The organism is Vibrio sp. TRT 17S01 (genome assembly GCF_050113695.1).
Taxonomy (GTDB): Bacteria; Pseudomonadota; Gammaproteobacteria; order Enterobacterales; family Vibrionaceae; genus Vibrio.
Map to the genome: position 1 here is coordinate 647,700 of NZ_JBNJOG010000001.1, position 15,189 is coordinate 662,888.

Below are 15,189 nucleotides of genomic sequence, written 5' to 3' on the forward strand. Positions count from 1 at the left end.
GATGCGTACTAACACTTTACCTGCGGCGCAGCGTTGGCGTCTTAGCGATCGCAGCATCGAGATCTTCACCAAAGTATTGATGGTGATGCTCGGCTCAATCCTGATTGTTTCTGCCATCATGACGGTATTCCCGTTTATTTGGTCGGCGTTGCTATCAACTCGTGATCGTACCGAAATCTTTGGCTCTGGGATTAGCTTTGCCATTGGCGACAGCTTAGCGGTCAACTACGCAAAACTACTGGAAATCATGCCTTTCTGGCAGGCAATGTTTAACTCCATCTACATCGCGTTCCTAGGCACTACGATTTCACTGCTGTTTTGTAGCATGGGTGGCTATGCCTTTGCGGTGTACAAGTTCAAAGGCAAAAACGTGCTGTTTGGTATGTTGGTTGGCTCGATGATGATTCCGCCAGTATTGAGCTTGATTCCTTACTTTATGATTGTGAAGTTCCTCGGCTTGCTCGATAACCATCTCGCGGTATGGCTCCCGTTCACCACCACGCCATTTGGTATTTTCTTGATGCGTCAGCACGTGGTGGCTTCTATCCCTAAAGAGCTATTAGAAGCGGCGAAGCTCGATGGTGCGGGTGAGTTCAGAACCTACTGGAGCGTGGTGCTTCCGCTGATGAAACCAGCTCTGGCAACGCTTGCTATTGTGCAGTTCGTCTTCTTCTGGAACATGTTTATGCAGCCGTTAGTGGTGCTAACAACCCCAGAAAACTATGTGATTACTCAGGCACTGCGAAGCGTGCAGGGCATTCCAAATACACCATGGGGAGCAGTAATGTTGGGGACAACCATTTCGATTCTCCCTCTTGTCGTGACTTATCTATTTGCATCCAAACAAATGATCAGCGGCCTGACGTCAGGCGCTGTTAAAGGTTAAAAGGTCTATATAACAATGAATAAATTCCAACTCCCTACAGACTCCAAACTACGTAGTCCAGAATTCTTATTTGGCGTTGCCACCTCGTCTTATCAGATTGAAGGTGGAGCGCAGCTTGGTGGACGAACGCCTTCCATTTGGGACACGTTCTGCAATCAGCCTGGAGCGGTCGATAATGCAGACAATGGCGATGTTGCGTGTGATCATTTTCATTTATGGAACCAAGATATCGAGATGATTCAAGGGTTGGGGGTGGATGCATATCGTTTGTCGATGGCATGGCCACGCATCATTCCTGAAGATGGAAAAGTGAATCAAGAAGGCTTGAAGTTTTACGAACAAATCATTGATGAGTGCCATGCTCGTGGCTTGAAAGTCTTCGTAACGCTTTACCATTGGGACCTGCCTCAATACTTAGAAGATAAAGGTGGGTGGTTAAATCGAGAAACCGCCTATAAATTTGAACAATACGCCAACGTAGTTAGTGGCTATTTTGGTGACAAAATTGACTCATATGCGACCTTAAATGAACCATTTTGTTCTTCATATTTAGGGTACCGATGGGGAATTCATGCCCCGGGTATCAAAGGGGAACGAGAAGGATTTTTAGCCGCTCATCATCTGATGCTTGCTCATGGCTTAGCTATTCCTCACATGCGCAGAAATGCACCTAATGCGATGCATGGTTGTGTATTCAACGCCACACCCGCTTACCCGGATACTGAAGCTGATTTAGAAGCCGCAGTCTACAGCGATGCGGAGGGCTATCACTGGTTTATGGATCCGGTCCTGAAAGGATCGTATCCGGAAATAGTGTTAAAACGGCAGGCCAATAATATGCCAATGATACTGGAAGGTGACCTCGATATTATTCGTACCGATTTAGATTTTATTGGCATTAACTTCTATACCCGTTGTGTGGTTCGGTTCGATGCCAATGGAGCCATAGAAGATGTTCCTCAAACGAATGCTGAGCACACATTCATTGGGTGGGAAATCTACCCACAAGCTTTGACTGACTTACTGATCCGCCTCAATGATCGTTATGACAATCTACCTCCGCTCTACATTACAGAAAATGGGGCCGCTGGCGAAGATAGCTGTATCGATGGAGAAGTAAATGATAGCCAACGTGCACAGTATTTTCAGACGCATCTTGAAGCGTTGGATAGGGCGATCAAGGCTGGTGTTAATGTGAATGGCTATTTTGCATGGAGCCTAATGGATAATTTTGAATGGGCATACGGTTATAAGCAACGCTTTGGCATCATTCATGTCGATTACCAAACTCAAACACGAACGCTAAAACAAAGTGCGATTGCATACCGGAACATGTTGCTTGAACGCAGAGAGGAGAACCAATAATGGCAAAAGTTGAGTTCAGGAATATTAAAAAATCTTATGATGATGTCGAGGTAGTAAAGCATTTTGACTTCATTGTGCAAGATGGCGAATTCGTGGTTTTTCTTGGTCCATCAGGCTGTGGAAAGTCCACAACTCTGCGTATGCTTGCCGGCTTGGAAAGCATTACGTCTGGCGAGATCTATGTGGGCGACAACCTAATGAATAAAATTGACGCTAAAGATCGTGATCTTGCGATGGTGTTTCAAAGTTATGCTCTGTACCCCCATATGACAGTTTACGAGAACATTGCTTTTGCATTGAAGTTAAAAGGTATGGCAAAAGACCAAATTGACGTTGAGGTACGTAAGGCAGCAAAAATGCTGGAGCTGGATGCGCTGTTGGAACGTAAGCCGAAAGAGCTGTCTGGTGGTCAACGTCAACGTGTGGCGATGGGACGCGCAATGGTTCGTACACCAAAAGTATTTTTATTTGATGAACCATTATCCAACCTTGATGCTAAGCTGCGTGGTGTGATGCGTGAAGAGATAAAACAACTGCACCGTGAGTTGAAAACCACCACCATCTACGTGACACATGATCAGATAGAGGCGATGACACTGGCGGATCGCATTGTGATTCTAAAAGACGGTTATGTGGCTCAGGTGGGGACACCGACGGAAGTTTTTCAGCGTCCGGCAAATAAGTTTGTCGCGCAGTTTATCGGTAACCCGTCTATGAATATGTTGGATGCGAAGCTGGTGGGTGAAGAAGGTGATTGGGAAGTGGAACTAGGTGACGTCCGTATACCTTTGCCGGAACGCTTCAAAGCTCATGCATCAAAAAATCTTGCTCTGCATTTTGGTGTTCGCCCGACGGACATTCACCTTCGTGCAGAACAAGTGGATCATGCTCGCGTGTTGCCACTGCCGGTTACAATTAAAGATAAAGAGCTGCTTGGTGCAAGCATTCTGCTTAAAACTGAAATTGCAGGTCAGCCTCTAATGGTGGAAACGCAAGCTGCAGAAGTGGATGTGACATCACTAACGTTATACCTAGATTTAGATGCAATTCATCTGTTTGATGCGTTGAGTGAAAATTCACTTGCCACTTTTTAATTGAGAGATATCAAAGCCAGTACGTACTTGCGTACTGGCGAATCATTTACGTCTCATTTCTTTGCAATGTGCATTGCTGTATTTGTTCTAGTTAAATATATTTCTGTCACTAGCTTGTCTATCGGTCATTATGAAAAAGAAAAAACGCTCTCCCTCTATTTATGATGTGGCTAAACTCGCTGGTGTTTCTCCGAGTACGGTTTCTCGCTTTCTTAATCGCACAACATTTATTTCAGAAGAGAAAACAGTGGCGATAGAGGAAGCGATCAAAGCGCTCGACTACAAGCCCAACTACCACATGAATCAGGGCACGAACACACGTTCGATGACCATTGGCGTATTGGTACAAAACCCAGAAAGTCCTCATACAAGCCGCATCTTGAATGACATGGAAAAGGTGTTGAATGAGCAAGGTTATGCGTTGGTTATTGCAACCGGACATTGGAAAAATAAGCTGGAGTCTCATGCTCTGGAGTATCTACAGAAAAGCAATGTCGATGGCGTCATCATTGTGACGGGCAGTCTAACTGAAAAGCAGATCCTAGATTACGCGATGAAAATTCCTGTAGTTGCCGTTGGTTATAATGTCATAGCTGAACAAGTCCGCTGCATCAACGTAGATAACGTGCTTGGTGGTTATATGGCAACGTTACATTTACTCCAGCAAGGGCATCTTAATATTGCTCATATTAAAGGATTATTGAACCAGCCGGATGCGGTTGCGAGATTTGTCGGCTACAAAAAAGCGTTACAAGAAGCGGGAATTAAGGTTCAACCCCAACTCATTAAGCAGGGTGATTTCAGCAGTGAGTGTGGCTATGAGTTAACAAAAAACCTGATTGATTCTAAAAAGCATTTCAGTGCAATTTTTGCAGCCAATGATCAAACGGCTTACGGTGCAATCAAAGCACTTCATGATCATGGGTATCGCGTTCCTGAAGATATTTCTGTGATTGGGTTTGATGACCTTCCTGTTTCCTGTTATTTCACCCCCGCACTGACTACAATGCGCCAGCCTGTAGAAGAAGTTGGCCGTGTTTGTGCTGAATCCATTCTTAACCTACTGAGCGGCGCGCAGCATAATGCCAAACTTCCACCTATTGAGCTTATCGTTCGACAGTCTACTAAATCCATTTATCGCTAGAGTGCTTGAAGGCTGTTAGAAATAAATTCAGCAATCCTCAAGTTGTAATGAGGATTGCTGAATTAAAAGAAGGTTTAGGAATTAGTCATCTTTAGTGAAATTTGCTTCACTGAAATGATCGAGATCGTAAGGTGTTTGCTGGTAAACACAGTAGTTGAGCCAATTCGCAAATAACAAATGACCATGACTACGCCAACTTGCATTTGGTTTGTTGTCCGGGTTGTTGTTTGGGTAGTAGTTGACCGGAATTGCCGGTTCCATCCCTTCACCTAAATCACGAATGTACTCATTGTGCAGCGTGTGGGAATCGTATTCGGGGTGACCCGTCACAAAGACATTACGCTTGTCTTTTGTTGAGGCGAGATATACGCCAGCTACGTCTGAAGTTGCAAGAATATCGAGATCTGTATGTTCTTCTAAATACTCATGAGAAAAATCAGCATAGCGCGAATGAGGTGCTAAAAACGTATCATCAAATCCACGTAAGATGGGATGGTAAGGGTGATGGATTTCATGATGGTATACGCCGGACAATTTTTCTTTACGAGTACGTTTAGGCAAGTCGTACAATAACTTTAATCCCGCCTGAGCGGCCCAACATACGTAAAGGGTTGAAGTTACATGGTCTTTGGCCCAGTTCATGATGGTTTTAAGGTGGTCCCAATAAATCACATCCTCAAACTGCACTAAACCCAATGGTGCTCCTGTAATAATGAGACCATCGAAATTACGTCCTTTTACCATTTCAAATTGGCGATAGAAGTTGTCCAAATGTTCTGTTGGTGTGTTTTTACTCGGACGGTTATCAATCCGCAGTAATTCAATATCGACTTGCAGCGGACTATTAGAAAGTAGACGTAAGAATTGCGTTTCCGTTTCAATTTTCTTCGGCATAAGATTTAAGATCAAAACCTTAAGCGGTCGAATTTCCTGTGTAGAGGCACGAGATTCGGGCATTACGAAAATATTTTCCTCTCGTAATACATCAGAAGCAGGTAATTGATCGGGGATCTTAATAGGCACAGCTTTCTCCCTAAGCTTTATGGACGTCTATACATCCGAACTTAACTCAATCAGAGTGAGATGTCGATAGCATATTTTTTCGATTTTAAGGTAATATCCGTTCTTTATTCTTAGCGACTATTTTTTATGGCGCAGACTCTAACACTTATCCGTGGTCTACCAGGCTCGGGGAAGAGCACGCTGGCACGAACGCTGGATGCACAGCATTTTGAAGCGGATATGTACTTTGTGGATGAGCAAGGTACATATCGGTTTGATGCGAACTGTTTACCGCAAGCTCATGCTTGGTGTTTAACGATGACGGAAAAGGCTCTACATCAAGGGCAGAGCGTCGTTGTTTCGAATACGTTTGTTCGGCTGTGGGAGATGGAGTCTTACATCCACTTGTCCCGACAGTTGGGTATCAAATTAAAGGTTGTGGAATGTACAGGAAGCTACCCTAACGTACATGGTGTACCTCAATGTACGATAGATAAAATGCGTAGACGCTGGCAACATTGGCCAGCGAGTTCAAATAGCAAGGGCATGACGCGTTCGCAAACGATAGAGCAAATGATTTAAGCGTCAGATCGTTTGGCGTCGTTGGTAGTGTGCTCAGTTGGGGCTTACGCCCCTAACTATCCGAATTTTATTTTACGTACATATTCGCCACGTATTCGTCCTCAGCCCAATACATACGCTCAGCAACTTTCGCTTCTGGGTTTAGGCTTACACCATCTAGGACCCGTTCTTTAAAGCGTAAGTAGCCGCCTTTATCAATTAAGTGCCCCATGTGAAGATAAACAGGCTTACCGTCCAACATTTCCTTTTCAAACTCGAACAGGTTGTCGATAACAGGATGTAGAACCTCTTCCGTTACCCAGTTTAGAAATATTTTTCCAACACGCGGGGTTTTCTTTGAAGTTCGACCACCCAGTTTGACCATATAAAGTTGTTTTGGGTCTCGATGCCAAGCTAGGGTAGGGCAAGCAAGCACACATTCGCCGCAGCCAATGCATTTACTCTCTTCTTTCACTGCTTTACCATCTTTGAGCGATAGGCAATCCACCGCGTGGTGCGCGCAAGCTTTGACGCAGGCGCCACAACCAATACAACGATTGCTTTCGAAATTAATTTTGGCAATACCCAAGATGCCAAAATCAGCCATATTGGCTTTAGCACAGTCGTTTGGGCAGCCAGCCATGACTATCTTGAGGTGGTACTTACTTGGGTAAACATGATGTTCCATGCGCTGTGCCAACCCTGTGGTATCGGTGTTGGCTTTTTGGCAGATCCGACTGCCTTGACACGCAACAATATTACGTCCACCTAAGGATTGATAGCCTGCTTGGATATCTTCTACATCAATGCCACACGTATCGACGGTAATGTCTTTGATGAAGGGAGCGAGTGCTTTGTTGACTTCAGGAATATCTTCATAACGAATACCCGGCATCGCCAGTTTTTGTCGTGTGGTGAGGTGAATAATGCCGTTACCCCATTTTTCTGCTATTGCTTGTGCTGTTCCCAATAAATAAGCAGGCATGATACCGCCGGGAATACGTACGCTAATCATACATTCGCCTCGAACCTTTGATAGGCGATAGTCACCATCGGCGCGCATCTTAATAATATCTACGTCCAGTGTCATCTTTGCTTCCTCCTAATCAATCATGGTTCTAGCATGGTCGTAACGAAAAACCGGACCATCTAAGCACACGTATTTGTCGCCAATTCTGCAATGACCACATTTACCTACGGCACAAGCCATACGGCGTTCGTAGTCGACCCATATTTGTTGCTCTTGTATGCCTTTGGTAACAAAATCTTGCACTACGAACTTGATCATAATTGGAGGGCCAACAACGATAACGCAGATGTTTTCTTTATCGGTCAAATCGAGCTTATCGATATGTTCCGTGACTAAACCACTTTCGTAAAAATAGTCACTCCCTCCGTCGTCCAACGTAACAATGACGTGGTTGGAGTAAGACCAATTCAGCAAATCATTTTTGTAGAGCACGGCATCTTCGTTTTTGAATCCGAGAATCAGTGACATTTTCTTCACGTCATTAGAATTGTTGTGAAAGTAACTGATAAGTCCTTTTACGGGAGCAACACCAGTGCCTCCTGCAACGATAATGAGGTGTTTGTTTTGATAAGCTTCCATCGGATAACCATTACCCATTGCGCCACGCATCATTACGCGATCACTGGCGTTTAATTTGAACAATTCACCTGTGACTTTTCCAACGTTACGGACCAGCAAATCGACGTAACCTAAGCCGTAATCAGAGACAGAAATAGGTGCTTCGCCCACGAGTGATAAACCTAGCTCAACAAACTGGCCGTAATGCACTGGAAAATCGCACGCAACACGATAGTTCCATTCCAGCTCGGTGTGTTTTTCTATGTGGATGATCGGGTAACTTTGTGGCAGCATTTTGTTTTCACAATCGCACATTAGAGTGCCTCCTCTACAATGGCGGTCATCTTATTAATGATGTTGCTAAATGAGATGTAGTGAGGGCATCGATCGTCACAGCGTCCACATCCAACACACATATGGTGTTCACCTTGGCGAGACTTAAAGTCGTTTACTTTGTGCAATGCGCGGTAACGTAAGCGTTCGCTGGTCTTGTGACGAAAACTATGACCACCTGCCATATCTGAAAACCCGTCAATCATGCAGCTAGCATGCTGACGGCGGCGTTCACCCACTTTGCCTTCTTGGTTATAAACCACATCAAATACGTTGAAACAGGCACAAGATGGGCAGGACGAGGTACAGCGACCACAACCAATGCAGCGCGAATTGTATTCTGACCAAGCGGGATGACAGAGTAAGATCTCGCGTATTTTTGCTGGGTTATCACAAACTGAATCTGGAGTCTTCACTTTAACATAGTTAGACGTGGCGAAGCTTACGTTGTGTTCGACGTCGCTGCCGCCAGAAAAGTACGAAGTGAGTTCTGGGTCTTTTATTGTGATAGTTGCACCTTGCTCACTAAAAAGAACCGAAGCAGCAAAATTATCGGTTTTGTTGCTACCCATAGAGACGCAAAAGCAGTTCTCGAAACTTTCGCTGCATTCAATGAGTACCAATTTGAGCTTTTGACGAAGACGTTTGTAGTAAAAGTCTTCATGACCACCATTTTTCAAAAACATGTAATCAAGGCTTTTGAGCGCGTTGATATCACAAGCACGGAGAAAGAGGAGCACAGGGCGGGCATCGATGCTCGATTCTTTTAGCTCATCGGCGTTAAACCAGAATAGGGTTTCAGTAATAGGAAATACGATTTCTTTTGGTGAAAAATGACTTTTCTCTTTCCAAACCAATTCACCATACTGCGTCAACTCTTGGTAATCCAAGTTTGCGGTATGGGCAAAGCGACCTGCGTATTCTTGATAAACTGGTGCCATTACTTTGTATCGCTGACGTAGCGTTTCGATTGCTATTTCCATTTGCTGGGTGGTTAAAAACTTAGGCATTTTCTTATCTCGTTACTTTAGAAACTAGTGAACCTTGTGCGCACAATAAAACTTGGCGGCGGGCTTAAACCATTCGAGTGATTCAGACAAAGAAACGACGTCTCCTACCACTATGATTGCTGGTAGTGCAGGGTTTTGCGTTTTACAAATTTCATAAAGTCCGGCTAGAGTGGTAATAATTGTGCTTTGGTTTTCTCGCGTTCCATTGCTGATGATAGCGCAGGGCTTATCTGGTGTGACGCCATGAGCAATGAGGTTGTCTGCAATTGATTTTGTTTTATGAATTCCCATGTAGAAAATCATGGTGTGATTGATGGCGGCTAGCGCGCTCCAGTTCGGTTCGCTACCATCATTGCAATGGTGTCCCGTTATTAAGGTTACGCCTCTGGAAATGAGTCTATGGGTGGTAGGTATTCCAGCATAAGCGCAGCACCCAAGCGCAGCCGTGATGCCTGGAACAACCTCATAGTTGATTCCGTACTGTCTCAGATAAATTGCTTCTTCACCGCCGCGACCAAATATGAAAGGGTCGCCCGCTTTTAAGCGACACACTGTCATACCAGTAAGCGCATAGTCTTTGATTCTTTCGTTAATTTCTGTTTGCGTGTTCGAGCATTTACCGTAACGTTTACCTACAAAGATTTTTCGAGTTTTGCGTGGAATGCAATCTAATATTTCTTCCGAAACCAGATGGTCATAAAGCACAACATCGACATGATTTAGCAGACGAAAAGCTTTGAGTGTTAGGAGCGATGCATCGCCTGTTCCGGCCCCAACAAGGTATACCCGACCATAAGATGGATTACATTTTTTCATTTCGGCTGGTTGCTGTTTAACCACGATAAAAGTAAGTCTATTAATGGCACCGATTAAATGAAATCAAATAAAAACAAACGTCCGTTTAGATCTAATTAACGAAGTTGACGTTAGTGCTGATGCTTGTAAGGAAGGGAAAAGGTGAAGAGTTTGCGAATAGTTATAATAAGGTTAGGCGTTTAAAGGTGCTTTGAGCTGCACTCGGCATAATATGAAAAAAGCGCCGTAATTGGCGCTTTTTTAGTATCAGCTTACTGCTTCTTCCCAAGCTGCAGCCAAGTATCAATCACTGTGTCAGGGTTGAGAGATACCGAGCTGATGCCTTGTTCCATCAGCCATTCTGCTAAATCCTCGTGATCCGATGGCCCTTGGCCGCAGATCCCTACGTATTTACCAGCTTTGGTTGCTGCATCGATGGCCATTTTGAGCATCGCTTTCACGGCGGGGTTGCGTTCATCAAAGAGGTGAGCGACATCACCTGAGTCCCTATCAAGCCCTAGTGTTAGTTGTGTCATGTCATTCGACCCAATGGAGAAACCATCAAAATACTTAAGGAACTCATCGGCTAATACGGCATTGGAAGGCAGCTCGCACATCATGATGACTTTCAAACCTTGGTCGCCACGACGTAAACCAAACTTCGCAAGCAGATCAATGACAGATGCCGCTTCACTAGGGGTGCGAACAAATGGGATCATCACTTCAACGTTTTTCAGGCCCATTTCATTTCGAACACGTTTCATCGCTTGTGTTTCCAGCTCAAAACAGTCTTCGAATACTGGTGAAATGTAGCGAGAAGCGCCGCGGAAACCCAGCATTGGGTTTTCTTCGTGAGGCTCGTAACTTTGTCCGCCAACCAAATTGCTGTATTCATTTGATTTAAAATCAGACATACGAACGATGACACGCTTAGGCCAAAAAGCTGCCGCAATAGTTGCGATGCCTTCGGTCAGTTTACTTACGTAGAAGTCGATAGGGTCTTTGTAACCACGAATGCGTTTGGCAATTTCAGCCTGAAGCTCTTCGCTTTGCTCAGCATAGTTGAGCAGCGCTTTGGGATGAATACCTATCATCTTATTGATGATAAATTCCAGTCGAGCCAAACCAACCCCTTCGTTTGGAATTTGGGCAAAATCAAAAGCACGATCTGGGTTACCCACATTCATCATGACTTTGGTTGGAAGTACAGGCAGTTCTTCAACCGATGAACGGCGGATATCGAAATCCAGTTTGCCTTGATAAACGTAACCTGTTTCACCTTCAGCGCAAGAAATCGTGACAACCGAGCCATCTTTCAAACTTGAGGTAGCATGGCCGCAGCCCACGATGGCTGGGATGCCCAGTTCACGCGCAATGATAGCGGCATGACAAGTTCGCCCGCCACGATTTGTGACAATGGCAGAAGCCTTTTTCATGACAGGTTCCCAGTCAGGGTCGGTCATGTCGGTGACAAGAACATCACCTTCTTGTACTAACGACATTTGATCTAATGAGTCAACCAGTCTGACAACGCCGCTGCCAATACGCTGACCAATGGCTCGGCCTTCAATCAGGACTTCAGCTTTGTTATTGAGCTCATAACGTTCGATGACATTTTGTTCCGACTGGGAGCAGACTGTTTCAGGGCGAGCTTGCACAATATAAAGCTTGCCGTCGATACCGTCTTTTGCCCATTCAATATCCATCGGGCGTTGGTAGTGCTTCTCGATGATCACTGCTTGTTTTGCCAGCTCTTTGATTTCGTCTTCTGTAATCGAGAACTGGTTTTGCTCATCGGCTACAGTGTCGACAATCTCCACTTGCTTACCAATTTCTTGGCGGTCTGAATAGATCATTTTGGTTAGCTTTGAGCCAAATGTCTTTTTCAAAATAGGGTTGTGGCCTGCTTCAAGAAGCGGTTTATGGACATAGAATTCATCGGGGTTAACTGCACCTTGCACCACCATTTCACCCAAACCCCACGCAGAGGTGATGAAGACGACCTGATCAAACCCGGATTCAGTATCGATGGTGAACATGACACCAGAGGCCGCTTTGTCAGAGCGTACCATACGCTGAATACCTGCTGACAAGGCGATACCACGATGATCAAAACCTTGGTGGACGCGATAAGAAATAGCGCGGTCATTAAATAGAGATGCGTATACGTGTTTGGTCGCTTCTAAGACTGCATCAATGCCTGTGACGTTGAGAAACGTCTCTTGCTGACCAGCAAAAGAGGCATCGGGTAAATCTTCCGCTGTTGCGGATGAGCGAACCGCCACAGAAAGAGCTTCATTACCTTCAATAAGTGTTTGGTAGTTGTCACGGATATCTTGCTCAAGATCCGCAGGGAAGGGGGCCTCTAAAACCCACTGACGGATGATGGCACCTGTCTTACGCAGAGCTTCCACATCATCAACGTCCAGTTCATCAAGCAATTGGTGAATGCGATTGTCTAATCCTTCGTAATCGAGGAATTGATTAAACGCATAGGAAGTGGTCGCAAAACCATTGGGAACAGAAACGCCTGCGTTAGCAAGGTTAGATACCATTTCACCAAGAGAAGCGTTTTTGCCGCCGACTTTATCGACATCTTCCATTGATAGGCTATTGAACCAGAGGGTGTTCTTTTGCATGTCTTTCTCCAGAAACATTGCAGCTGTAGGGATAAAGGCAAACGTTTACGTTAAAGATTAAAAAAATAGAGAACTATTTTTCAAACCTGTGGGGGACGCAATTGAATGCCGGGTTTTATTATCGATATTATGGTTGCCATCCTACTCAAAATAATTTTATAAATTAAATAAAAAATGCAAATGGATATTCAAAGTCGTGATGTGTTCTATGTTTCTGATGGAACAGCAATCACATGTGAGACACTTGGTCACGTTGTTCTCGGGCAGTTTCCTTTTGTGGCAAACGAGAAAACCTTTCCATTTATCGAAAGTGTAGACAAGTTGTCTGAGCTGCTGAAAGAAATTGAGGCTTCATTTCAAAAGACGGGAATAAAGCCCTTAGTGTTTTTTTCGATTGTTGTTCCAGATATTCGGGAACAACTTATGGCTGCTCCTGCTCACTTTTACGATGTGTTGGAAAGCTTAGTTCAACGCGTTCAAGACGACATCCAGATGGAGCCGAAACCTAAGCTTCAGCGTTCTCGAAGTGTAGGAAAGGACACGGATACGTATTTTGACCGTATTGCCGCCATCGAATACACCTTGGCGCATGATGATGGGGTGTCGCTAAAAGGGATTGAAGAGGCCGATATTATTTTACTAGGTGTGTCCCGCAGCGGAAAAACGCCAACAAGCTTATATATGGCAATGCAATTTGGCTTACGTGTGGTTAACTACCCGTTTATCGATGATGATTTAAGGGCGCTTAAGTTATTGCCTGAATTTGAGATTCATCGATACAAACTCTTTGGCCTGACTATTGATGCAGAGCGTTTAACGGAAATACGTGAAAACCGTTTGGCTGGAAGCGATTACGCAAGCACAGAGCAGTGTGAACATGAACTTGCTAGTGTAGAAGCGTTGTTTCGCCGAGAAGCGATTCCGTACATCAACACATCATCATTGTCGGTCGAAGAAATTTCAACACGAATACTCGAAAAAGCCGGATTAAAACGTCGATTGTTTTAATCCGGCTTTTTCATTTATCGTAAGCGGATGTAGTGGTTTTTAACCAAGTGGTCGGCGAGTCGTTCTGTGTGAACATGTTTGAATTTCAGTGGAGCAGCTAGCTCGCCAAACAAAGGAATACCTTTACCAAGGATGGTGGGAATAGTGGTAATGATCATTTCATCAATCAAATCTTCCTTAAGGAAGCTTTGAACCGTTTTTCCACCATCAATATATAGGGATTGGTAACCTTGCTGGTTCAAACGGTCGACAACGGTCTTTAATTCGCCGTTGATTAAAAAGACTTTGTCTTCATAACCTTCAGGTACTGTTTTTAGCGTATTAGTTAATAAAAACACCGGCTTGTTGTAAGGCCACGCAACACCAAAGCTTAATACCATCTGAAAGGTATTTCTTCCCATGATCAGTGCATCGACACTATTCATAAAGTCTGCAAAGCCAAAATCCGAACCATCAGGGTTTGGTACGTCATGCAGCCAGTCCATTTGATTGTTTTCGCCAGCGATATAGCCATCCAAGCTGGTTGCGATATATACGATATTTTTCATTTATTAACCTTATTATTGTGGAAACGTATACGAGCCAGAGCACGCGACAACACGCGCTAGAATATCGCTTTTTCCAAAATGACTGGAAAGTTTTTGTGGGAATTGGACTGAGTCACATAAAGCAGGAGTGAGTGAGGCAATATTCAATGATAAAAATGGTGCCCGATTATACGGGCACAGATTTGGGTCTTATTTTTCTTCGGAGCAGGCAGGGTAATAGTCTTTTAAATCATCCAAATCGGTAAGAACAGCGAAATAGACTGATTTAGTTGTGGTTGGTTTTTCGACAATGCTCGGTCCGTTAGTCTCATAGCTGCCCATGGTTGATAACGTACTTGCAGACCCAACTGCCAGCTCAAGTTTAGCAAGCTCTTGCAAGTAAGCTGGCGTTTTGTTTCTTAGTTTTGCTGCATCGATAGTCGCATTGAACTGAGCTAGCTTAGATTGGGTGTTTACAAAGGAGATACTTTCAGCTGACTTTAGTTTGGTAACCACTTTTAGATAATGTGACTTTTTAGATTTTATACGATCTTTATGGATGCATTTAAGTTGTAAGTTGTAAACATCAAAGCCAGAAACAACAGTAAAACCGTTATCAGAGGATTTACTGCTTGCTTTGATGTTGTCATTTGCGGCAGAAGCTGAGCCTGCAATCGTGTCGCTCCAGTTATAAACCGTGACATTTTTTTGGTTTAAGGCATTTCTGAATTGCGTAGAAGCATCTTTGATGGATTCATCTTTAGTCACAGAAGCCAAGCACTGACTATCCGAACATGTGGCGATGGCTAATGTTGCTCGATCTATGGCATTACTAAGACTTGATGCCAAGTTCCTAATGTCTGGAAGGGAGCTTGAGGATTTAGCCGATTCATTTGAAACACTATACGAATGTTTAATGACTTTTGAGTCGAGGACTTTATTACTTTCTTCTTCCGTAAAACATATTGAAGTCATTGGGGAGCGATTTTTATCGACATAGCAGATATCCCCGATATTGTAGGTGAGTTGCCCATCTAGACTAATTTGAGTGGTTTGTAAGGGATAAAGTCTTATTGGATCGTTAAATCCTCCATCATTTTGTGCTGTATAGGTAAGCCCATCAAATACAGTGAGTTTGTCTGAGCTGCCACAAGCTGAGAGAAATAATACACTTATTACTATAGCTACCGACGTCGTTTTCATTATGAGTTCTCCGAGTATAAAGATCTGATAAGTG

At 44.1% G+C, this 15,189-nt stretch carries 14 protein-coding genes; 6 read left to right on the forward strand and 8 right to left on the reverse strand.

The features are described from left to right. Position 1: 1 nt before the first annotated feature. The 4 genes from ACQEXS_RS02970 to ACQEXS_RS02985 all read left to right on the forward strand — a co-directional run bounded on the left by ACQEXS_RS02970 (position 2) and on the right by ACQEXS_RS02985 (position 4,489). Positions 2 to 886 carry a carbohydrate ABC transporter permease gene (locus ACQEXS_RS02970; protein WP_427012779.1) on the forward strand — a complete coding sequence of 295 codons (885 nt, stop codon included), beginning with the start codon at positions 2 to 4 and terminating at the stop codon, positions 884 to 886. Positions 887 to 901: 15 nt separating this feature from the next. Continuing rightward, the gene (locus ACQEXS_RS02975; RefSeq protein ID WP_427012780.1) at positions 902 to 2,251 is read left to right on the forward strand and encodes a GH1 family beta-glucosidase; all 1,350 of its coding nucleotides are present in this window, start codon (positions 902 to 904) and stop codon (positions 2,249 to 2,251) included. Beyond that, the gene (locus tag ACQEXS_RS02980) at positions 2,251 to 3,345 is read left to right on the forward strand and encodes an ABC transporter ATP-binding protein (protein ID WP_427012781.1); all 1,095 of its coding nucleotides are present in this window, start codon (positions 2,251 to 2,253) and stop codon (positions 3,343 to 3,345) included. Before ACQEXS_RS02975 ends, ACQEXS_RS02980 begins: the two co-directional genes overlap by 1 nt. A gap of 130 nt (positions 3,346 to 3,475) precedes the next feature. Beyond that, positions 3,476 to 4,489, forward strand: a complete 1,014-nt coding sequence (locus tag ACQEXS_RS02985; RefSeq protein ID WP_427012782.1) for a LacI family DNA-binding transcriptional regulator — start codon at positions 3,476 to 3,478, stop codon at positions 4,487 to 4,489. Between the two features lie 81 nt (positions 4,490 to 4,570). On the opposite strand, the gene metA is transcribed toward ACQEXS_RS02985, so the two are convergent. Continuing rightward, on the reverse strand, positions 4,571 to 5,512 hold the full coding sequence (gene metA / locus ACQEXS_RS02990; protein ID WP_367988976.1) for a homoserine O-acetyltransferase MetA: 942 nt from the start codon (positions 5,510 to 5,512) through the stop codon (positions 4,571 to 4,573). A 126-nt stretch (positions 5,513 to 5,638) separates the two neighbouring features. Here metA and ACQEXS_RS02995 point away from each other — a divergent pair, with 126 nt between their 5' ends. Continuing rightward, positions 5,639 to 6,073, forward strand: a complete 435-nt coding sequence (locus ACQEXS_RS02995) for an ATP-binding protein (protein WP_427012783.1) — start codon at positions 5,639 to 5,641, stop codon at positions 6,071 to 6,073. 67 nt (positions 6,074 to 6,140) lie between these two features. Here the strand turns inward: ACQEXS_RS02995 and asrC are convergent, their stop codons facing one another. The 5 genes from asrC to ppsA form a co-directional block, all read right to left on the reverse strand. Then, a complete protein-coding gene (gene asrC, locus ACQEXS_RS03000) occupies positions 6,141 to 7,142 on the reverse strand; it encodes a sulfite reductase subunit C (RefSeq protein ID WP_427012784.1) in 1,002 nt (333 codons plus the stop codon). A 12-nt stretch (positions 7,143 to 7,154) separates the two neighbouring features. Continuing rightward, positions 7,155 to 7,955, reverse strand: coding sequence for an anaerobic sulfite reductase subunit AsrB (gene asrB / locus ACQEXS_RS03005; RefSeq protein WP_427012785.1), 801 nt, complete (start codon positions 7,953 to 7,955; stop codon positions 7,155 to 7,157). Next, the gene (gene asrA, locus ACQEXS_RS03010) at positions 7,955 to 8,983 is read right to left on the reverse strand and encodes an anaerobic sulfite reductase subunit AsrA (RefSeq protein ID WP_427012786.1); all 1,029 of its coding nucleotides are present in this window, start codon (positions 8,981 to 8,983) and stop codon (positions 7,955 to 7,957) included. Before asrA ends, asrB begins: the two co-directional genes overlap by 1 nt. A 24-nt stretch (positions 8,984 to 9,007) precedes the next feature. Then, a complete protein-coding gene (gene cobA / locus ACQEXS_RS03015) occupies positions 9,008 to 9,799 on the reverse strand; it encodes a uroporphyrinogen-III C-methyltransferase (protein WP_427012787.1) in 792 nt (263 codons plus the stop codon). A 251-nt stretch (positions 9,800 to 10,050) separates the two neighbouring features. Then, positions 10,051 to 12,435: a phosphoenolpyruvate synthase gene (gene ppsA, locus ACQEXS_RS03020; RefSeq protein WP_367988982.1), complete on the reverse strand. Its 2,385-nt coding sequence runs from the start codon at positions 12,433 to 12,435 to the stop codon at positions 10,051 to 10,053. Positions 12,436 to 12,591: 156 nt separating this feature from the next. Between ppsA and ppsR the strand changes: the two genes are divergently transcribed. Next, positions 12,592 to 13,425 (forward strand): posphoenolpyruvate synthetase regulatory kinase/phosphorylase PpsR, encoded by an 834-nt coding sequence (ppsR, locus tag ACQEXS_RS03025; protein ID WP_427012788.1) that lies wholly within the window; start codon positions 12,592 to 12,594, stop codon positions 13,423 to 13,425. A gap of 14 nt (positions 13,426 to 13,439) precedes the next feature. Here the strand turns inward: ppsR and ACQEXS_RS03030 are convergent, their stop codons facing one another. Both ACQEXS_RS03030 and ACQEXS_RS03035 read right to left on the reverse strand, forming a co-directional pair. Then, the gene (locus ACQEXS_RS03030) at positions 13,440 to 13,973 is read right to left on the reverse strand and encodes a dihydrofolate reductase family protein (RefSeq protein ID WP_427012789.1); all 534 of its coding nucleotides are present in this window, start codon (positions 13,971 to 13,973) and stop codon (positions 13,440 to 13,442) included. 189 nt (positions 13,974 to 14,162) lie between these two features. Next, positions 14,163 to 15,155, reverse strand: a complete 993-nt coding sequence (locus ACQEXS_RS03035) for a hypothetical protein (protein WP_427012790.1) — start codon at positions 15,153 to 15,155, stop codon at positions 14,163 to 14,165. Positions 15,156 to 15,189 lie beyond the last annotated feature (34 nt).